Genomic DNA, 20,112 nt, shown 5'->3' with positions numbered 1-20,112 from the left:
CATGTGAATTATGGTTGTCACATACTGGCCTATACTCTGTTTAAGAGGATAGCGATCTGAGGTAGCGAACGGGTGCAGGTGCTTATAAAGATATGGGTAAAGAAGGCTTCGGCTGAGACAGAAGTGGTACACAATAGTTGAGTCATCCCTCTCAGCGGCCTGCCGAGGCTGTGCTAGCTGGCGAGAGAGCATCTGTGCAGCCACGGAAGCCAACACCAACCCAACGCAGTAGAGGCCTTCTATGGGTAGCCTTTGGGCAAGCTGCAGACTCAGGGCTGAGCAATGGCAATCTCCAGGCAGCCCTCTGGTTCCAGCCAACGCGTCGCTGTTCCCAGCATGGCACAGAGGCGCTGCATCGTAGCTACAATTTGCTGCCGATCGGCGCCATACGCTCGCCGGGCCTGGAAGGCGCGTATCACTGTTGGATAGAGCAGCAGGCGCGTAAGCTGAGATCCGACAATTTCGACACCGAAGAGAAAACTGAGGTCATTGCGCTCATGGGGATCAACGGCGTAATCATCGACCCAGTCGCCACAGCTATAGAGTATCGGACGCCCACGATAGATCTCGATGCCGCGCACCACATGAGCGGAATGACCATAGATAATATCCACTCCCGCCTCTATGAGGGCATGCGCGAAAGCTCGATGCTCTGCTGGTGGGGTATAGCCCCAATTGCCCCCCCAGTGAAGGGAGACGATCAACCAATCGACCTGAGCGCGCACAGACCTGAGTGCCGCGTACAACTCAGCACTGCGCGGATCAGTCAGGGTCATCGGCATATACCAAATACCGGGCCGCTCGGGGCCTGCCTCCCAGGCCGGTTCGTTGTCTGTGAGTGCCAGTAGCCCCAGTTTCCTCCCACCTACCTCCCAGAGCGCTGGCTGCCGGGCCTCTGCGCTAGTAGCCCCAGCGCCCGCAAAAGTGATGCCGGCCTGCCGTAAAATAGCCAGCATCTGTAGCAAGGCCTCATAGCCAAAGTCGAGCGTATGGTTATTCGCCAGGGAGACCGCGTCGATACGCGCCGCTTGCAATACGGCCACATTGCGCGCATCAGAGCGGAAGTGAAAAACTTTCGGGGTCAGGGTCCAGGGACTGCCAATGTCAGCAAGGACGCATTCGAGATTACAGATACGGCTATCTGCCTGGAGCAGGAGAGGCAGGGTATCACCCCAGGGATACGCTGCTCCGGTTTGCTGCAACACCTGATTGACCAGCCGCCCTAACATGACATCACCAAGGAAGACAAGCAGGAGCCGTCCGGTCTGGTATATTGGAGCTTGCATGCCTTCCTCCTCCCGTTATAGAGAGGGGCGGAGCCACAGGCTATCAGGAGCGAGGGCCCGCCCCCGAGGCCACTGTCTCGCTCAGGGCTTCCCTGTCCCCTTGAGGTCGCGCGAAGTCTTTGTCCTCCTGGACTCGAATGATTAATCCCCCAATGAGGACACAGAAACCATAGCACAATCCCATGACAAACCAGGGAAAACGGAAATTTATAAGGTAAAGAGGAATGAAAATATTGCTACCCACAAATGCCCCTATCAGGCCAACGGTGCTGTAGAGGCCCTGAATGCGAGCGCGCACATGGCTCCCAGAGAAGGCCGCCAAATGGGCATCAATGGCCGGCTGGATGAAGGCATAAACAATCCCATGAATAGCGAAGAGCAGCAAGGCTATCAGGGCCCCGCTCAGCAGGCCGTAGGCAAGATAGAGCGGCACTTGCGCCAGACCAAAGATGAGGATCAGCGTGGAACGGCGTCGGCGATCGGCCACTTGGCCCCCAATGGGCGAGCAAATGGTGTTAGGCACGGCCCAGGCCGTGTACGCTAAGCCTATAACGGCTACGGAAGCATAGAGGTGATCGTGCATCCAAAGCGGCGTCACAGTCAGGTCAAAGCCCAGATAGAGGTAATCGCCAAAGGCAATCAGATAGGCTGCCAGCAGCGGCCAGGTAAATAGCTCCTTGAAAACATTCCCTAAGTGCGGTCGCTTGTTGACGGTACGCGGGAAGCGGCTGCCTGTATGGTCGCGGATGAGCCACATCACAAGGATGATGCCTACCAGGCGAATGCAGACAGCGCCAATAAAAGCCCAACTGTAACCAAGGGTGGCTATCAGTCCTCCAAGTGCCGGCCCTAGTAAGAAGCTGGCGTTGAAAAAAGCGTTAAAGATACCGAAGGCTTCACCTTGCTGCTCAGCCGGCACGGCATCGATCAGCAGCGCCCGCGCCGCTGGGAGCAGACCCGCCGCAGCGATTCCTTCGAGAAAGCGCAAGACCACGAAGAGCAATGGGTCGGAGATCGGTAGATAAAGAGCCGAGAGCAGCGCTTGGACCGCCAGACCGGCTAGCATCACTTGTTTGCGTCCCCAACGGTCTGCCAGCCAGCCGAGCGGATAGCCAAAGAGAAAGTCAGAAACCAGGTAGGCTGAGGCCATCGCCCCTATGACCGGTAATGAGGCCCCATGCGCTTGGGCATAGAGGACACGCACAGGATTGATCATCGCTGTGCCTATATAGGCCCCTAGCACAGAGAAGGAGATCGCTAAGAGAGTACGGTTGCGAACGCCAGGGCTGGCAAGAACAGACTTGGCGAGACGTTGAAGGACCGCGGTCCGTTGCGATGGATGTCGATTACTTTCAGTCATAGGTGTGTGTCTATCGATCAAAGCCCCCCGCTTGCGCTAAGTAGAGGCGCTCCGCAGAGAGGAACGTTTTATTATATGCCGCTCCCCCCAGGTAAGGGCAAGTAGGTGGCAGAGCTAGGCCGCTTTCGATCCCTTGACTGCATGCTCTTGTGTACTTTACAATGGCATATTCCCGTACTACGCTCTACGCCAGAAGTGCCTTTCCTCTTGACGTCAATGTTAGGCCATGCTAATATCTGAGTTGCTTACTCAGATTTGGGATCGTTCCTTGCGCCGCCGCAGGGGAAGAGCAAGCTTTCCCCTCCAGGTGGTTGGTGGACTGTGGGGCAGGTTTCTCCTCTCCACTTTAGGGCGACTCCCGATTAGCTCTTTCTCCGCCTGTATTTCAAGCAAGGGATGAGATAGATGAGCGATTTCCGCTTTGGCATTGAACATGAGGTGGCCTTTCTTGACCATAAGGGCAGCTTTGTGGATTTCGCCTCAACGCCCTATCGTCTGCTTCAAGCCGTGATTGACGAGCTGCCAGTCTATCCTGGCGATGAGGTGGAGCTACGTATCGGCGATGCCGGTATTCGCCTCAAGCGCTGGTATCTTGAAGCTCTGGAGCGCCTCAGCCCTCAAGGTGAGTGGCTCACCTGCCTTCCCAAGGGCATAGAAATCAGGACGACCATTCATCCTGACATTCAGAGTACTATCCAGGAATTAGAAGAGAGCTTCGCTCTGCTCTGTCAAGTAGCCGCCCGCCATGGATTCACTCCTGTTTTGACGAGCTACAATCCTTACCGGACCTGCCTCATCCTTGATCCCCCTCTTAATCCATATGAATGGCGGTTGCTTGATCGCTCGCCAGAAGATCGTACGACGCTCGGCACCTTCCTGACCTACGGTCCTGATCTCAGCCTGTCTTGCGCAGCCTGGTCCACCGAGCAGTTGATTGACTGCGGGCGTAAACTGACCTACTATAGTCCCTATATTGTACCTTTCAGCTTCAGCTCTCCTTTTTATGAGGGTCAGCTCTGGGAGGGTCTCTCAGTGCGCACGTTTTTGCGCACTGGTCAGCGTCCGGCTGTCCTCGTCTTTATTGCCGACGAGACCCAACTGATCTATAGTAACCCTTCGCTGACAAAGCTGGCGCGTATTCCGGCAGAGATCGGGCGCTTGGAATTCAAAGCCTGCGATAGCTGTGCGGATTTCTCGCTCTACGCTGCGCTGCTGGCCCTGCTCAAGGGCCTGACCATCGATGAGACTTTGCCAGGACGGGCTATCGTGCCCGATGCTACCCTTCACCAGCACGCAGCCTTGCGCGGCTTCGCGGATGAGGAAATTTTTGAGGGGGCCCAGAGAGTGCTAATGGCGGCAGATCAGGCTTTGGTCGCGGACGTCGATCGCTCGCTACTGAGGCCACTCTTTGCGCTTTTGGAGCAACGCCAGACACCCGCTCATCGGATGATCGAGCGCTATCGGCAGACAGGTAGCCTGGAAGAGGCTCTTCGCTTTCCCTACGTGGCTTCGCTGGGCACAGCCCGCGAAACCATGCAGGGAAGCTCAGAGCAAGCGACAATGGCTGAAGAGAGATCAGCTCCTATGCCCGGCTGCGGCTATGGGCCGCAATGAAATCGCGCACACGCTGCCAGGCATCAGCGCAGGCTTCGGCATATTCGTTGTAACGGCGATCGAAGAAGCTATGAGGCGCTCCCTCATAGATGTGAATACTATGCTCCAGGCCACGACGGCGCAGCTTCTCTTCTAGCTCGCGCACCTGGCTGACGGGAATACCCTGATCAGCGCCTCCAAAGAGGCCGAGCAGGGGATAGGCCAACTGATCGGCGCGCTCCAGAGCCGTGCCATCGCCCGCAATAGGCCGGCTCAACCCGGCATAGAAGGCGATCAGGCCGGCAAAGCCGAAGGAGCGATCACAGCCCGAGAGGATGGTTAAGCTGCCACCCATGCAGAAACCGACGGGAAAGGTCGCTCCCTCGGCACTGGCATGCCCGCGCAGGTAGTCAAGAGCTGCTCTCACATCCAGCAGGAAGTTTTCCAGTTTGAGCTGTTGGACATGCGGCCAGAATTCAAAGGAGTCATCGCGCGCTGTTAATCCGGCAGTTCGCCCAAAATAGTCGAGAGCGATGGCAGCGATGCCGATGTCAGCAAAGCGCAACGCCAGCTCTTTGTAGAATTGATGCAGGCCCCGAACATCAGGGTAGATAATGACTTGCGCCCCCGTAGGAGCAGCGGGACGGGCAAAGTAGGCAGCAAAGCGGTTGCCATCCGCTGCGGTGAGGACAAGGTCTTCTCCCTGAGCTTGCCCATCTGCACCCTCCGGTACAGGTGGACGGGCATGATCATCGTAGCACATAGTGTGAATAGCCTCCCTTGCTCATCTCTGGTTCCTTGTCTTTCTTCATCATAGCGCATCGGGCAAGGATTGCAATGGATACTGAGGCAGGCGGTCAATGAAAATGTGGCCGCTCTCTCACCCTCAGCGAGCTAGGAAGTGGCCGGCGGTGCTGACTGCTCTTGGTCGGTGCTCTGCCAGGGCAGAGCGCGCTGCCTTTCCTCCGTCGCCCTCAGCGCCTCCGCTCCTGTCTGGCGCTCGGGCAACAAGGCCCCCAGCACGACCAGTAAGAGGCAGGCGATCAAGATCGGGAGAAAGGCGAGGGCCGGCAGCCCGAAGAGGTCCCAGAGGGCACCGCCAATGAGCGGCCCCACGAAGGCTACAGCATAAGTGAGTGAAAGAGTCATACCGGTCAGGCGAGCTACTTCACCGGGCGCGGCAAGCAAAGCGGGCAGCGCTACCCCCAGGGTGAAGACCAGTGCGGAGCCGGCGCCGATCAGGGCCGCCCAGATGGCTTCTAGCTCGGGCGGCGAGATCAGCCATCCAATGAGCGACAGGGCGCAGACTACGCCTGCGCCGATGAAAGGCCAGCGCCTCCCTGCCAGTCGCTGAGCGAAAAGCGTCACGAGCAGGCTCGATGGCAGTTGGGCAGTGTTGAGCACCCCCAGGGCCAAAGGTGTGACGGCAATGCGGTGCAAAGCCGCGTTATAGGGGGCAATCCAGGCATTCATACCAAAATAGATGAGGCTACCCCCACCGAGTAAGATTCCCAGGTGCCAGGCGTTGACACGCCTCTCATTAGTCATCTCCCCTGGAGCTGTCCGTCCTTCCTGAGCCGCTTGTTTGGTCACTGGCGGCTGCAGCGCTTGAGGTGGCTCGCGACGCTGGTCAGGTGACTCAGACGGCGCGAAGGCCAGCCAGCCTATGAGCAGGGCGAGCGCTGGTAGACCCCAGAAGATAAAGGAAGCTCTCCAGTTGCCGGGTCCAAAGAAGCGCTGCATGAGCGGCACGGTCACTCCAGCGGCCAGCGCTTCGCCGATGATCAGGCCGTCACTGAATAGGGCTGTCACAAGCCCAACCTGGCGCGGAAACCAGCGCCGCGCAAGCGGCGGTACGGCTGTCTGGGCAAGTACAATGCCCAAACAAAGCAGGAGCGTAAAGCAGAAAAGGGTCGCCGATGAAGGCCAGCAGGCTCGCAGGATTGCCCCTAAGCCGAGGAGCAGCAGGCCAAGCGCTACACAGGTCCGCTCTCCCAGGCGCTCAATGACGAGTCCGAGCGACCAGGCGCTTGCGCCCAGGGTCAGCGGTGGTAGCGCTGTGAGAAGGCCCACTTCTAAATATGAGAGGCTAAGATCATGCTGCACCAGCGGCAAGACCGGCGGGACCCCCAGGATCACGGATCGGAGATTAAAGCCGACCAGGGTAAGCAGGATACAGCAGAGAATCATGCGCCAGTGGGCAATAGGACGGCTCTCTGCATTAGCTGGTATCTGTCTCAATGCTCTGCTCCAGCGATGAGGATGGCGAGGAAAAGAGATGGAGCTTGCTTTCACCGTAAGCGGCGACTCTCTCATTATAGGCCGACGGCTGATTGGTTGGCAAATCGTTCGTTCTCTTCCTTCCGCCCGCTATGGCATACTTATTTATGATCGCATCTTGCACGGGAAGGTTTCCTCTTTTCGAAGGTGCCTGTTCGCTCGTCTCTGGTAGGCGAACCAGGTGAAGAGAAAGGGAAGAAGAGATCATTGATGTCGGATCTGACACGCAAAAGGGCAGCTTTTCGCTTTGTGCTGCTGATCGGTATTTTGAGTTTCTTTGCGGACTTCACCTATGAAGGGGCTAGAGGTATCCTTGGTCCCTATCTCGCCTTGCTTGGTGCCGGGGCCGCTTTGATCGGAGCTATTACCGGGCTGGGTGAGCTGCTCGGCTACGGCCTGCGCCTCATCTCTGGCCCTCTCAGTGATCGCAGCGGCAAGTATTGGCCTGTAACTATTGTGGGCTATGTGGTACAGATGATTTCGGTGCCCCTGTTGGCTGTGGCAGGGAGTTGGCCCCTGGCCGCCTTGTTGATTATGCTCGAACGAGCCGGCAAGGCGATCCGTAATCCGCCACGTGATGTTATGCTTTCGCAGGCCGCTCGCGAGATGGGCTATGGCTGGGCCTTCGGTTTTCACGAGGCACTCGACCAGTTTGGGGCCTTGTTGGGACCGCTGGCTGTGGCCGCCGTGCTGGCCTGGCAGGGCAACTATCGCCTGGCTTTCGCTGCTCTGGCGGTCAGTGCTGCCCTGACGCTGCTCCTCCTCTTGATCGCACGGCTTCTCTACCCGCGACCCCATGAGCTGGAAGCCACCGCACCGGCTGTCGCCCCTCAGAGCCTGTCGTCTACTTACTGGCTTTATCTGATTGGGGCCGTTCTGGTGGCCGCTGGTTTCGCCGATTTCCCGCTGATCGCCTACCACTTCGCTCATGTGTCTAGCGTGCCCTCCACGCTCGTTCCAGTCTTTTACGCTCTTGCAATGGGAAGCAGCGGGTTAGGCTCGCTGCTGTGTGGCCGCCTCTTCGATCGTCTGGGCATGAGTCTCCTCATTCCTCTGACGGCGCTGGCAGCGCTCTTTGCGCCGCTGGTTTTCCTGGGTGGCTTCTGGCTGGCTCTGCTCGGTACCATAGTGTGGGGTCTTGGTATGGGTGTTCACGAGTCGCTGATTCCCGCCGCTGTGGCGCTTATGGTCCCGGCTCAGCGCCGTGCCTCAGCCTATGGGATCTTCACCGCCGGCTATGGGATCTGCTGGTTTCTCGGCAGCGCCCTGATCGGTCTGCTGTACAGCCTGGCGCTGCCGTTAGCGATCGCCTTTTGCCTGCTCACTGAGCTGCTGGCCATTCCGTTTTTTGTGATCGCCAGCCGCCAGCTACAGCAAGGCGTCAGGATGGCTTGAGCCCTGCTCTCCAGCAGAGAGACGGTAAGTAAGGGTCGGAGGCGAGCGGACTGGCCAGCGGGTTCGTCATGAGCCTGTCTCGTCTACAGGCCTGGTCCATCAGCCTGGAGACGCTTGAGGTCTAGAGGGAGGCCAGCTACAAGCAGGTAGGCTCGGGCAGCAGCCTGAGCCAGACGCTGATTTACCAGGCCAAGCAGGTCGCGATAGCTCCGTCCCAGCGGGGAGAGCGGTACAAGGCCTAAGCCTACTTCGTTAGAGACGACAATGAGCCGCTGATGGGACTGCAGGGCCCGCGCCACTTGAAGCAGTTGTTCGATCTCTCCAATGACGCGCTGCTCTAGCTCCGGACTGAGAGGTGCGATCTCCGGCTCGGGTTGCTCGTGAGCCTGCAAGAGGTTGCTCAGCCACAGGGTCAGACAATCAAGTAGCAGGACATCGGCTACTTGGGCCGCATGCTGAACAGCCCAGGCTAAGCGTAGAGGTTCTTCGAAGGTGTACCAATCCGCAGGGCGCTCGGCGCGGTGGCGACGAATACGTTCAGCCATCTCCTGATCACCCGCTGTGGCTGTGGCAATAAAGGCGACACGGCCTCTGGTGGCAGCCGCCAGACGCAGAGCAAAACGGCTCTTGCCACTACGCGCCCCTCCTAGAATAAAGGTGAGCTGCTCAATAACAGGCTGGTTCTGGGAGGTCTCTGCTATCACGAGGGAAGCTCTCCTTTCTCAGCTTCACTGCTTTGCACTACAGAGTCACGTGCATCAGGAGGAAGAGCAGCAGGGCACATACCTCGCAAATCTCGCCGAGGGCGCCGCAAACATCGCCTGTGAGACCGCCGAGCGAGCGCGTCACGGCCAGGCCTAGACAAAGGACAAGGAGATTGCTCAGAAACCAGACCAGCAGGCCGATGAGATGAGCGAAGAGGAGGGCGATCAGTAGGCTGCTGAGGCCAGCCAGTAAGAGATGACGCAGAGTAATGGCTTGATGAAAGGCCGCCCCTAAGCCATCGGGGCGCGCCGCCGGAAAGAGGCCGCCACAGAGCACCATTGCCCAGCGCCCCAGAGCAGGCGCTACCAGCAAAGCAGCCAACAATCCCCAGAGAGGCAGGCTGGCCAGAATCGCGAAACGCAGCAGTAGGAGAGTGAGGGCCCCCAGCACTCCAAAGCTGCCAACGCGGCTATCGTGCATGATTTCCAGACGCCGTTCGCGCCCAATACCGCCGAATAAGCCATCACAGCTGTCCATAACGCCATCCAAATGCAAGCCTCCCGTCAGCATGACTTCAGCCATCACCAGCAATGCGGCCAGGACCAGTGAGGGGACATGTGTGGCGAGCACTCCCGCGAGCAGACAGAGCAGGGTCCCCAGCAGCAGACCTACTACAGGGTAATAGATACTGCCCACGACGAGCGCGGCTTTTTCTTCCTCTATGCTCATGAGCAGACCGCGACCAGGCAGGGGCAGGATCGTCAGAAATTGGATCGCTGCGGCAAGCTCAACATATTGTTTAAGGCAGAAACGGCCCATCCGGGTCCATAGCCGCCATAGAGGCTGTAAAGCCAGGCCGGCCTGTGAATCGTCGGAGCGCGTGGGCATCTCTTTCCTCCTCTTCGTTTGTTGACAGCATTGCGCAATTGCAGAGTCTATTGATGAGTTGGTTGATGGCACGCTGCTAAACGGTCAATGCTGGTCTATCAACAGTTTACCGCTCGCTGTCTGACCTATTATAATAGACATTGTTCAATGTATTTGACCAGCGCAGCGATGCATCGTAGAGATGAACAGGCAGCGAAGCGAAGCAAAGGAGACAGCGCCCACGCCTGGCGTGGCCAAAGCTGGCCTGCACGGGAAGAGTCAGGCAGTGATGTCTTGCGCTGAACCAGCCGGATCGACCGCCAGCGCCTGTTCCAGTGCATGCTGTATGCGCCCTGCCTCGGGCCAGGCGCAGCGCCGGTCATTCGACCACACCGGCGCTGACAGTTGCAGCGCCACCAGGAGAACCCAACGATGGGGGAGAAGCCATGATGCCTATTTTTAGCTACCTCCACCTCCCGCGGCGCTACCTTGCGCGCACGGGGCACGACCAGTTTGCCCGGTTCCGACCCACCGCAGCGGCCTCATCACGTCTGCAGCTACCGCTGCCAACCATCCTCTTCTCCGTGCTGTTGGCTTTTCTCTGCGCCACAGGGCTGCTCGCCTGCGGCGGAACAGCCAGCAGCAGCAATACCTTGCTCTTCGGTGCCCCGATCTCGCTCACGGGGTCTACTGCGACTGAAGGGCGCCTCACTTTGGAAGGCTACCAGCTCTGGGTTAAGGAGGTCAATGCCCACGGCGGCATCAAGGTTGGTAATACCACCTATCAGGTTGCGCTCAAGTACTATGATGACGGCAGCAGTCCCACGCGCAGCGCCCAACTGACCCAGCAGCTGATTACAGCAGATAAGGTCAATTTCCTCCTCGGCCCTTATGGTACTTCGGCTACCCTGCAGGACGAGGCCATCGCTGAGCGCTATAAGATCCCGATGGTAGAAGCCAATGGCGCCGCTAAAGCGATCTTCTCCCGCGGCTTCCACTACATTTTCGGCGTTCTGAGCCCGGCCTCGGAGTACGCAAAGGTCATGCTGGAAGCGGCTCTGAGTTTGCCCAATCCGCCGAAGACCGTGGCCATCATTTCCGCTAACGACTCCTTCTCCGAGGAAGTGGCCACCGCAGCCCGCGACTTTGCTAGCAGTCATGGCATGGAAGTCGTTTATTATCAGACCTACCCGTCGGGCGCCACGGACCTCACAGGCATCTTGACGGCCTTGAAAACCTCAGCCCACGGCTCGGTCCCCGATATGCTGCTCGGCTCGGGCCATGAGAGCGAGGCTGTTACTACCATGAAGGAATGTAAGCAGCTCAATATCAATGCCAAACTCTACGCTTTCACCGTGGGTCCCGCCACTCCTGATTTCATCACTTCGCTCGGCCCCGACGCCAACTATGTCCTGGGTTCATCGCAATGGACTCCCCAGGAACGGTATCAAGGCATCGACTTCTTTGGTACGCCGGCGAACTACGAGCGGATCTATAAGCAGACCTTTGGCCATGAGCCATCGTATCAGTCTGCTGAGTCCACCGCCGCCGGTCTGGCATTCCAGTATGCCATCCAGAACGCCGGATCGATCGACCCGCAGAAGGTGCGCGATGCTCTGGCTCGCCTCAATATTATGACCTTCTACGGCATCATTCGCTTCGACGCCACGGGGGCAAATACCTTTAAGCCTATGGCCACTATCCAGATCCAGAACGGCCAGGTGGCGACAGTCTATCCCAAGGAGGTCGCTAACGCGCAGCTGCTCTACCCAACTCCCCCTTTCTCTCAGCGCTAATCCAGCTCACTTCATAGTGTGAAAAGCTCGCTCATACCCAGCGTCAGGCCGCGAGCGGCCTGAAGGCCGGGGCGCGAGCATCCTTGAGCCGTTGGAAGCCTGCCAGTGCGCAGGCTTCGCTTTCACAGCGAGGTACCTGTAATGCTGATTTTGCAGGTTATCGTCAATTGGTTGCTTCTGGGCTGCCTCTATGCAGCGGTTGCGCTAGGCTTCTCGCTGGTCTGGGGCATCATGAATATCGTGAATCTAGCCCACGGCGCCTTTATCCTGGTCGGAGCCTATACTGCCTACTGGGCCTTTACACAGCTGCACCTTGATCCGTTCCTTGGCCTCCCTTTGACCATGCTCCTGCTCTTCTGCCTGGGCTGGCTTGTGCAATATGGGGCCATTAATCGCGTGATTCGGGCCCCATTTCTAGTAACGTTCCTGCTAACCTTCGGCCTCGACTTGCTGATCGCCGATGTCGTGCAGCTTCTATTTACCAGCGACCGGCGCTCGATCAATACAGCCTACAGCGGCTTCGGCTTGACAATCGGCACGCTGCACATACCCTTTGATCGTCTGTTAGCGGCCCTGATTGCCGTCGTGTTGACAGCCGCGCTGAGCCTTTTTCTGCAGCGTACGCGTCTGGGAAACGCTATCCTGGCAACAGGGATGGACCGTGACGCAGCGCGTCTCATGGGTATCCGCATCGACCGCATTTACGCGCTCACCTTCGGCCTTGGGGCGGCCCTGGCCGGCGCAGCAGGAGCGATGTTAGTAGAACTCTACCCCTTTGATCCCTCACAAGGAGGCGTCTTTACGCTGCGAGCCTTTGTCATCGTCGTGCTCGGTGGCCTGGGAACGCCCTGGGGCGCTCTTGCTGGCGGCCTGGTCTTTGGCCTGGCCGAAACCGTTGTTCCCTTGCTTCCTGGTATCGGTCCCGGCTATGACGACGCCATTGCCTTCGCCCTGATGGTCCTGGTGCTCATCTTCCGTCCCCGTGGCCTCCTGGGCAAGGCCTTCTACGCCTGAACGACGCTCAGCCAAAGGAAAGAAGGGAAGGAGCAAGCACCATGCCTGGATTTCGGCGCAGACCTTTACCGTCCAGCCATGCGACTCCTGAACAGCGGGAGCATGAGCAAGGCGAGCAGCAGCGGAGGCAGTCAAGAGCGCCATTCCGTTGGCCCTGGTCGCTACTGATAGGGCTGATCATCTTGGCCGTGGCTGCCCTGATCCCCCTGAGCGGTGATGCTGCCACGCTCCACACATGGACCTTGATCCTTATGTTCGCGGCTCTCGCTCAGAGCTGGAACTTTCTCGGCGGCTTTACCGGTTACGCCTCTTTCGGCAATGTCTTTTTCTTCGGTGTCGGCGCCTACAGTACGGGGCTCTTGTTGCTGGCTGGCTACTCATTCTGGCTTGGACTTCTCATCGGGGCAGTGGTAGCCGGCTTGTTGGCCTTTCTCCTGGGCTTGCCTGTTCTGCGCCTGCGCGGTCACTACTTCGCTATTGCCACCCTGGGCATTGCCGAGGCTACGCGTGAGTTGGTCGCTATCCGTAACATCGGCGGTAGCGGCGGAGAGGTTGAGCTGCCTCTGCCGGTGCTTTCGGATACGGCCTTTTACTTCCTGTTCTGGCTTCTGGCCCTGGTCTGTTTCCTGGTGACCGCCTATCTACTGCGTAGCAAGCCTGGTTATGCGCTGATCGCCATCCGCGAGAGCGAAGAAACAGCCGAAGCGATGGGCATCCCCACCTATTGGTACAAGATAGGGGCCTTTGTGCTGAGCGCCGTGCCCACAGCGCTCGCCGGCGGTCTCTACGCGTACTGGTCAACAGGCTTTGATCCCCCAACGGTTTTTGATGTCGGTATCTCAGTAGAGATGGTCCTCTTGACCGTGCTTGGTGGCGCAGGAACCTTGCTCGGCCCGCTGATCAGCGCCATCCTGTTCGAGCTGCTGTCTTTCCAGTTCCAAATCAGTGGCTCCGCTTTCCATAATTCGCTGCTGGGCTTGACTATCGCAATTGTCACCATTTTTATTCCCAAAGGGCTGGTGGGCCTGGGGCAGGAGTTTTTCCGACCGCTGGCCCCCGGTATGAGTCACCGGCAACTGCTGGTGGAAGGAGTGCGACGTGTCCGACGTGTTATCGCCGCCAATGGCGTCTAAGTCAACAGGCAGCCAGCAGAGACCCGAGCCTCTGCTAGAACTGCAGGGTGTCACGAAGTTCTTTGACGGGTTGCCCGCAGTGAAACAGCTCGACTTCGCTGTTTGGCGCGGCGAAATCGTGGGCATCATCGGTCCCAACGGCGCCGGTAAAACAACGATGATTGGTTTGATCAGCGGCACGCTACCTTTGAGCAGCGGTCAGATCCGCTACCGCGGTCACGATATCAGTCGCTTGTCGCCCCATCAACGGGCTCACCTCGGGATCGCGCGCACTTTCCAGGTGACCCAGCCATTTAAGGGGTTGAGCGTGCGCGAAAACGTGATGATCGGCGCCCTCTTCGGACGCCGTGGCTTGAAACAGGCTGCCGCCCGCGAGGCAGCGGATGCAGTCCTGGAGCGCGTTGGGCTGGCAGCTAAGGCCCACTACCGGGCGGATCAGCTCACCGTCGCCGATCGCAAGCGCCTGGAATTGGCCCGCGCTCTGGCTCTGGAGCCGGAGCTGTTGCTGCTCGATGAAGTCATGGCCGGTCTCACACGTCCCGAGGTGGAGCAGGCAATCGCGCTGATTCGCTCAATCCACGATACTGGAGTAACAGTACTGGTGATCGAACACGTGATGCAGGCCATTATGGGCCTCTCGCAGCGCATCATGGTCTTGCACCAGGGTAGCAAAATCGCTGAAGGACCTCCAGAACAGGTGTTAACAGATCAGCGCGTCATCGAAGCATATCTGGGCGAGCGCTATGCCCGCGAGCAGCAGGCCCGCCTGGGAGCCGCCCGCTCGACCTCAGAATCGGCCAAGGATGGGCAGGAGGTACAGGGATGAGCGAGAAACAGCCTGGAGAGCCGCAGTCACAACCAGGCACGCTGAGTAGACAGGCAGGCTCAACGCCTGAACAGCTCACAGCGCCGGTCAGCAGCCCGGCTCAGGAGGACGGGCAGGTTTTGCTACAAGTCGAGCACTTGGAGAGCGGCTACGATGAAACACGCGTGTTGTGGGATGTTTCATTGGAAGTACGCCGTGGCGAACTGGTAGCCCTGATTGGAGCGAATGGCGCTGGTAAGTCGACACTACTGGCTACCCTCTCTGGCCTTTTGCCAGCCTGGGCAGGGCGTATTCGCTTCGCCGGACAGGAGATCACGCACCGGCGCGCGGAGGATATCGTCCGTCTGGGGTTGAGCCACGTGCCCCAGGGCCGGCGCTTGTTTAGCGCACTGACAGTGGAAGAGAACCTCTTGCTTGGTGCCTATACCAGACGCGCTGGCTCACAGCAGGCCATCAAGCAGGATTTGGAGGAGGTCTATACTCTTCTGCCCCGACTGCGCGAGCGCCGCCGCCAATTAGCAGGCTCGCTCTCAGGCGGTGAGCAACAGATGTGCGCTATCGGACGCGGCTTGATGAGCCATCCCGAATTGCTTCTGATCGATGAGCTATCGTTAGGCCTGGCTCCCCAGGTCGTGGACGATTTGCTGATGGCCCTCGATGCCATCCACCGCGAGAAAGGTCTGAGTTTTTTGCTCGTCGAACAGGATGTCCAAATTGCTCTGGAACGCGCCGATCGCGCCTACGTTCTGGAAAACGGCCAGATCGTCCTTGAGGGAACAGGCCAAGAGCTGCTGCAACATGAAGGCGTACGTACCGCCTATTTAGGCACCTGAGTAGCCGGCCTCCTGTTCTGTTAGTGGGCGCTGCCCCTTGACATGAAAGCGGTTTCATATTATGCTTACCACGAAAGCAATGAAACCGCTTTCATAGTGGAGGCCGAGAGGGAACAGCAGGGAAGCGCTGACGAGAGGGAAGAGAGCGAGACTTGGAAGGCAGCAGGGAGTGAGCAAGTAGAATGAAGCCAAAGGTGACGATTGAGGACATTGCCAGGCTGGCAGGAGTATCGAAGGCTACCGTTTCGCGTGTGCTCAATGAGCGCAGCAATGTGAAGGCCGAGACACGCGAGCGGGTGCTACGCGTCATGCAAGAACAAGGCTTTGTGCCGAGCCTGGCAGCGGCAGGGCTGGCTGGAGGGCGCAGCCGGCTGGTCGGAGTGCTGACTCCTCCCTTGACCCAGCCGACCATTCCCGAGATTCTACGTGGAGTGGCCGAGGCAATCGAGCACACCGACTATGAGATCGTCCTTTATAGCACGCATGCTGGCCAGAATCCGGCTACGATTGTCAATCGGATTCTGGCTCTGGGATTGACCTCGTGCCTGCTGGTGATTCAACCAGGTTCGCTGACGCCGCGCCTGCTGCAGCTCGCCTCTCAGGGTTTGCCAGTTGTCGTGATCGATGATCAAGGCCCCCTGCCTGAATTGCCATCTGTTGGCATCGATAACCGCGTCAGCGCTTATCAGGCGACCATGCACCTGATTCGCCTCGGCTATCGGCGCATTGCTCATCTGCAAGGCCCCAGCGAGTTTCGTTGTGCTCAGGAGCGCTACGAGGGCTACCGGCAGGCTCTCGATGATGCCGGTCTCCCTTGCGACCCTGCGCTTGTCTTCAGCGGCACGTTCGAAGCAAGCAGCGGACGCTCCTGTGCCTCAGCCCTCGCTGCCTTACCGCCCGCAGAACGTCCCGAGGCCATCTTTATCGCCAATGACCAGATGGCCTACGGCTTCCTGAGCGCCGCCGAGGCCCTAGGCCTGCGCATCCCACAGGATATAGCCGTTGTCGGCTTCGACGATATTCCCCTCTCGGCTCACGTAAGGCCACCCCTGACTACCATCAAGCAGCCGTTCTACGAGATGGGGCGCAACGCCGTTGAGTTGCTGCTCTCGCTGCTGCATGCCCAGTGGTCGCAGCCTGCCAGTAGCCCAGAAGGTGGACTTCAACCGCCTATCCGCATTCAGTTGCCCACCCGGCTGGTGATTCGGGCATCCTGTGGAGCATTGACAGCGCATCGCCGTCAGGAACAGGAGCATTCTTTCAGCGACGAGTAAGCCCCACAGAGGTAGCAGGGCCAGGAGCGTGCATATCTGTTGTCCTGTTGGCCGTGATCCTGTTGTCCTTATCAATCCAAAGGAGGCTGATGATGGGCATATCCGCCCGCAGCCAGAGGAGAGCAGCATAGTCGTGGTACTGTCAGCGTCAGCCTTGCCTGCTGTAGATGGCGCCTGCAGATAGGCTAAAGCGCTGAGGAAGCGAGGGAAAGATCCGCTCTTCCCTCATATGACCTATCTTCATTACCCCTTCAGCTTAGTAGGGACGCTCTTTCTCGCCTGGCAAGCAGACATGGATGTGAGTTTGACAGGCAGGGATGCCGCAGGGGTAATCGCCAACCGATGGGGCGACTGCACTTGCGGTCGCCCCATCCTTATTCAAACTCAGTCTGCCTGTCTGTCTGACAGCCATCAATAGGCTGTGCTGTCGTCTCCGCCAGTCTCAGCATGCCGACACTACGCGATCGATTGGTCGAGTAGTTGAGCAAGAATCAACATAAGGCGCAAAGATAACGATAGACATCGGAGAGGTGTCTATTCGCTCTAGATTATACCAGCAGTATCGGGGGAGAGAGGCAAGATCTATGGCAGCCACAGCAATTCAGCCGCTTGCGCTTCGGAAAGAACTGCCTTCTGAGCAGCGACACTTTGCAGCAGCTCCGTTCGAAAAAGGAGGATTAATGGATCAGCCAGCGTACACAGTTCCTGATAGGCAGGAGCAGGAGGCGGACGCGCGTGAGATTGGCGTCAGCTTTCCGTCCGACTTCCTGTGGGGCGTGGCTACCTCAGCCTACCAGATCGAGGGAGCGGCCTACGAAGATGGGCGCGGCCCCTCCATTTGGGATGCATTTTCGGGGACCCCTGGCAAGACCTATCAGGGCGACACAGGCGACATCGCCGCCGATCACTATCATCGTATGGAGGAAGATGTCGCGCTGATGGCCCGCCTGGGCATTGGTGCTTATCGCTTCTCTATCTCCTGGCCGCGCGTGCTCCCCCAGGGCAAAGGTACGGTCAACAGTCGCGGCCTCGATTTCTATGAGCGTCTTGTCGATTGTTTGCTCGCCCATAATATTACGCCACTGATCACACTGTTCCACTGGGATCTGCCGCTGGCGCTGCAGGGAGACGGCGGCTGGCTTAACCGTGAGACGGCGCTAGCTTTTGCTGACTATGCCGAGGTAGTTGCGCGTCGTCTGGGTGACCGCGTGCGTTGGTGGGCCACGCTCAATGAGCCCTGGTGCAGCGCCTACCTCGGGCATGGCTCTGGCGAGCATGCTCCCGGCCTCTGTGATCTGCAGGCGGCCATTACTGCAGGTCATCACTTGTTGCTGGCCCACGGTCTGGCTCTGCCACGCCTGCGCTCCTACACCCGCAGCGACGCCCAGCTCGGCATCGTGCTGAATTTCACGCCAGTCTATCCAGCGGACGAACGGCCCGAGACTCAGGAGAGCGCTCTGCAGGCCGATACTTTCCATAACCGCTGGTTTATCGAGCCGCTCTATCGCGCCCGCTATCCTGAGACCCTTTTCTCTGCGCTGCGCGTCCAACCACCCGCGATGGAGGCTGCTGATCTGGAGCTGATCGCGGCTCCCCTTGACTTTCTGGGGGTGAACTACTATACCCGCTTGCTGGTGCGGGCCAGCTCCTCGGCCAATGGAGAGCCGATCTCCGCGCGCTTAGCCCATGAGACGGTGGCTCCCGTGCCTGGCGCCTGCTACACAGAAATGGGCTGGGAAGTCTATCCTTCCGGCTTGAAAGATCTGCTGCTGCGCCTTCAGCACGATTACCAGCCCAAGACGATGGTTGTGACCGAGAATGGGGCTGCTTTCCGCGATGAATGGGACGGCAATGAGCATGTCCATGATAGTCGTCGCGTTGCCTACTTGAGGCAGCATATTCAAGCTCTGGGTGAGGCCCTCGCTGCGGGGGCTGCTGTGCGCGGCTACTTTGTCTGGTCGCTTCTGGATAACTTTGAGTGGGCTTTCGGCTATAGCAAACGCTTTGGCATTGTCTACGTTGACTACCCTACTCAGAGACGCATTATCAAGGATAGCGGCTACTGGTATGCCTCGTTCATCGCCGCTCGTCGCCCCCGTCTCTGAGGGAGAAGCAGGCGCACGCTCGTGGTGAGCCAGAGCAGGAGATCAGCCCCATCCTATTATCCGCTCTGGCTCACCACGAGATCTCTCCCCTCCTTCGCTCCCTTAAAGCTCACTCCGGAGAATCACGCTTCTTCGGCAGTTCGTTATTTCTCTCCAATAGGAGAAGATTTGCTTCTCAGGAAATTATTTCAATTTAAAGTGTATATATGACAATAGTATCTTGTCAAGATTCATAAACATGAGAGATTATAAAGCTTTAGCCTATTGTAGGAGAAAAGAACGGGCTTTTTGTTCCTGGTTCGCCATTGCCTTTTCTCGACGGTCAGATTAGAATGGAAAAGTAGTTCTCCCAGGCGGCAAGCGGTTCCAAGCACCACACAGGCCCGGTCGCTGATCCACACCTAAGGCTGTGTCCCCGGCTGGCAACGGCCTCCTGGGGAGTCCGGCGCTCTGTCTTGGGAGAGCCTATCTTGCTTTCTCTCAGCCGCCTGCTTCAGCCTTTGGCGGTCGCAACGGAGAAAGGGAGGGAGACCGATACGCTCTCCGGCCAAAGCCAGCATCGGTCAGGATAAAGTAGACAACTGATCTGCGGTCTTTTCAGGAGGGGCGGCGGCCCGTATCATGATCATCACTTGCAAGGCAGACCTTGCGGCGTGTGGGTCTCTCATGTTTCAAATTTGGAGAGGGCGCGGCCTTCACCTCTGCCGCGTAAGGAAGTGCAATGAAAAGATGCTGTCCCAGTTGCGGTCGAGAGAACGACACGGCCAGTAGCTTTTGCGCTTTTTGCGGTAGCACCTTATCAGAAGCGTACACCGATCTGACTGAGCTGCTGCCGCGAGAAGAACAGCCAGGCTACAGTAATGTACGTCTGCCGCTCTCATCAGAGCGTCTCGATCCGCTAGATGAGCGGCAATACAGGCCTTTGACGCCGCTGCCATCTTCGCCGGGAGCAGCGGCCTCTCCCTATCCGCTGGTGCCACCTGCGCCACCGGTGCCGTCGGTACCAGCGATGGCCTCGGCTCTTGATCCCTATGCCCAGGGAATGAACGGGCTGCCGTCCGGGCCTTATGTCATCGCCGGCGTTGATAGTATCTCGGCAGGACTCCCCTCTCAGCCACGGCGCCGTGGCTGGGGCGAAGGCCTGATCGGCACCCTCCTCTACCTGTGGGGAGCCTTCTCCGCCTTTATAGGCGTGACAGGCCTGCTGATCCAAACCCCAGAGGCCATCCTGAATACCTTTATGATAGGAACCTGCATCGGCGAGCTGATTGCCTTGCCTCTGCTATTGATTTTTCACCGTTACCCCCGTTTGCGTCTGGGGAAACGCCTGCTTGCTCAGGGCCTGACGCTACTCGGCGGCATTGCGCTCGTGGTGATCGGAAGCGTGGTGGCCAGCCTGTATAAGCCGCTCAGCGATTTTGCCCTTGGCCTGGCTTTTCTGCTCTATGGGGTGACGACTATGGCCTTGGCCTTCTGGTGAGCATGGTCTTGCCTTGCAGGAAGGGAAGCCACTGGATAGCTGCCAGGCGCTGATCAACAGCCGTCGATCAGCGGCAGAGCCTCAGCGCCTCGCCGCGGCGCCCTTCTCTCTCTCGCTCTACCTTGCTTACCTGCTGGAGATGTGATATAGATTTCCTGCACTAGA

16 protein-coding genes are annotated in these 20,112 nt (G+C 58.4%); 10 read left to right on the top strand and 6 right to left on the bottom strand.

Features of this window, described 5'->3' with window-relative positions; all coding sequences use genetic code 11:
• Window positions 1-269: 269 nt before the first annotated feature.
• Both AC6H1L_RS19625 and AC6H1L_RS19620 read right to left on the bottom strand, forming a co-directional pair.
• Window positions 270-1,286, bottom strand: a complete 1,017-nt coding sequence (locus AC6H1L_RS19625; protein WP_497599143.1) for a CapA family protein — start codon at window positions 1,284-1,286, stop codon at window positions 270-272.
• A gap of 43 nt (window positions 1,287-1,329) precedes the next feature.
• Window positions 1,330-2,502: an MFS transporter gene (locus AC6H1L_RS19620; protein WP_497599142.1), complete on the bottom strand. Its 1,173-nt coding sequence runs from the start codon at window positions 2,500-2,502 to the stop codon at window positions 1,330-1,332.
• Window positions 2,503-3,051: 549 nt separating this feature from the next.
• On the opposite strand from AC6H1L_RS19620, the gene AC6H1L_RS19615 reads away from it, so the two are divergent.
• Window positions 3,052-4,260: a glutamate--cysteine ligase family protein gene (locus tag AC6H1L_RS19615; RefSeq protein ID WP_497599141.1), complete on the top strand. Its 1,209-nt coding sequence runs from the start codon at window positions 3,052-3,054 to the stop codon at window positions 4,258-4,260.
• Here AC6H1L_RS19615 and AC6H1L_RS19610 read toward each other — a convergent pair.
• Window positions 4,229-5,002, bottom strand: a complete 774-nt coding sequence (locus tag AC6H1L_RS19610) for a dienelactone hydrolase family protein (protein ID WP_497599140.1) — start codon at window positions 5,000-5,002, stop codon at window positions 4,229-4,231. The two genes, AC6H1L_RS19615 and AC6H1L_RS19610, sit on opposite strands and share 32 nt — an antisense overlap.
• 131 nt (window positions 5,003-5,133) lie before the next feature.
• Window positions 5,134-6,480, bottom strand: a complete 1,347-nt coding sequence (locus AC6H1L_RS19605) for an MFS transporter (protein ID WP_497599139.1) — start codon at window positions 6,478-6,480, stop codon at window positions 5,134-5,136.
• A gap of 249 nt (window positions 6,481-6,729) precedes the next feature.
• Between AC6H1L_RS19605 and AC6H1L_RS19600 the strand changes: the two genes are divergently transcribed.
• On the top strand, window positions 6,730-7,914 hold the full coding sequence (locus tag AC6H1L_RS19600) for an MFS transporter (RefSeq protein WP_497599138.1): 1,185 nt from the start codon (window positions 6,730-6,732) through the stop codon (window positions 7,912-7,914).
• An 83-nt stretch (window positions 7,915-7,997) separates the two neighbouring features.
• On the opposite strand, the gene cobU is transcribed toward AC6H1L_RS19600, so the two are convergent.
• Entirely contained in the window at window positions 7,998-8,618 is a 621-nt protein-coding gene (cobU, locus tag AC6H1L_RS19595; protein ID WP_497599137.1) for a bifunctional adenosylcobinamide kinase/adenosylcobinamide-phosphate guanylyltransferase, read from the bottom strand.
• 37 nt (window positions 8,619-8,655) lie between these two features.
• On the bottom strand, window positions 8,656-9,507 hold the full coding sequence (cobS, locus tag AC6H1L_RS19590) for an adenosylcobinamide-GDP ribazoletransferase (RefSeq protein WP_497599136.1): 852 nt from the start codon (window positions 9,505-9,507) through the stop codon (window positions 8,656-8,658).
• Between the two features lie 425 nt (window positions 9,508-9,932).
• Here cobS and AC6H1L_RS19585 point away from each other — a divergent pair, with 425 nt between their 5' ends.
• The 8 genes from AC6H1L_RS19585 to AC6H1L_RS19550 all read left to right on the top strand — a co-directional run bounded on the left by AC6H1L_RS19585 (window position 9,933) and on the right by AC6H1L_RS19550 (window position 19,947).
• Entirely contained in the window at window positions 9,933-11,282 is a 1,350-nt protein-coding gene (locus tag AC6H1L_RS19585) for an amino acid ABC transporter substrate-binding protein (RefSeq protein WP_497599135.1), read from the top strand.
• A 141-nt stretch (window positions 11,283-11,423) separates the two neighbouring features.
• Entirely contained in the window at window positions 11,424-12,296 is an 873-nt protein-coding gene (locus AC6H1L_RS19580; protein ID WP_497599134.1) for a branched-chain amino acid ABC transporter permease, read from the top strand.
• A gap of 41 nt (window positions 12,297-12,337) precedes the next feature.
• Window positions 12,338-13,429, top strand: coding sequence for a branched-chain amino acid ABC transporter permease (locus tag AC6H1L_RS19575; RefSeq protein WP_497599133.1), 1,092 nt, complete (start codon window positions 12,338-12,340; stop codon window positions 13,427-13,429).
• A complete protein-coding gene (locus AC6H1L_RS19570; RefSeq protein WP_497601574.1) occupies window positions 13,419-14,255 on the top strand; it encodes an ABC transporter ATP-binding protein in 837 nt (278 codons plus the stop codon). The genes AC6H1L_RS19575 and AC6H1L_RS19570 overlap by 11 nt, the downstream gene beginning before the upstream one ends.
• A gap of 119 nt (window positions 14,256-14,374) precedes the next feature.
• A complete protein-coding gene (locus AC6H1L_RS19565) occupies window positions 14,375-15,088 on the top strand; it encodes an ABC transporter ATP-binding protein (protein WP_497601573.1) in 714 nt (237 codons plus the stop codon).
• A gap of 182 nt (window positions 15,089-15,270) precedes the next feature.
• The gene (locus AC6H1L_RS19560) at window positions 15,271-16,362 is read left to right on the top strand and encodes a LacI family DNA-binding transcriptional regulator (RefSeq protein ID WP_497599132.1); all 1,092 of its coding nucleotides are present in this window, start codon (window positions 15,271-15,273) and stop codon (window positions 16,360-16,362) included.
• A 680-nt stretch (window positions 16,363-17,042) separates the two neighbouring features.
• A complete protein-coding gene (locus tag AC6H1L_RS19555) occupies window positions 17,043-18,467 on the top strand; it encodes a GH1 family beta-glucosidase (RefSeq protein ID WP_497599131.1) in 1,425 nt (474 codons plus the stop codon).
• A gap of 721 nt (window positions 18,468-19,188) precedes the next feature.
• On the top strand, window positions 19,189-19,947 hold the full coding sequence (locus AC6H1L_RS19550; RefSeq protein ID WP_497599130.1) for a zinc ribbon domain-containing protein: 759 nt from the start codon (window positions 19,189-19,191) through the stop codon (window positions 19,945-19,947).
• Window positions 19,948-20,112 lie beyond the last annotated feature (165 nt).

This window comes from Thermogemmatispora argillosa, assembly GCF_059696725.1.
Note: the sequence above shows the minus strand (reverse complement) of the source record. Positions and strands in the feature narration are given on the sequence as shown.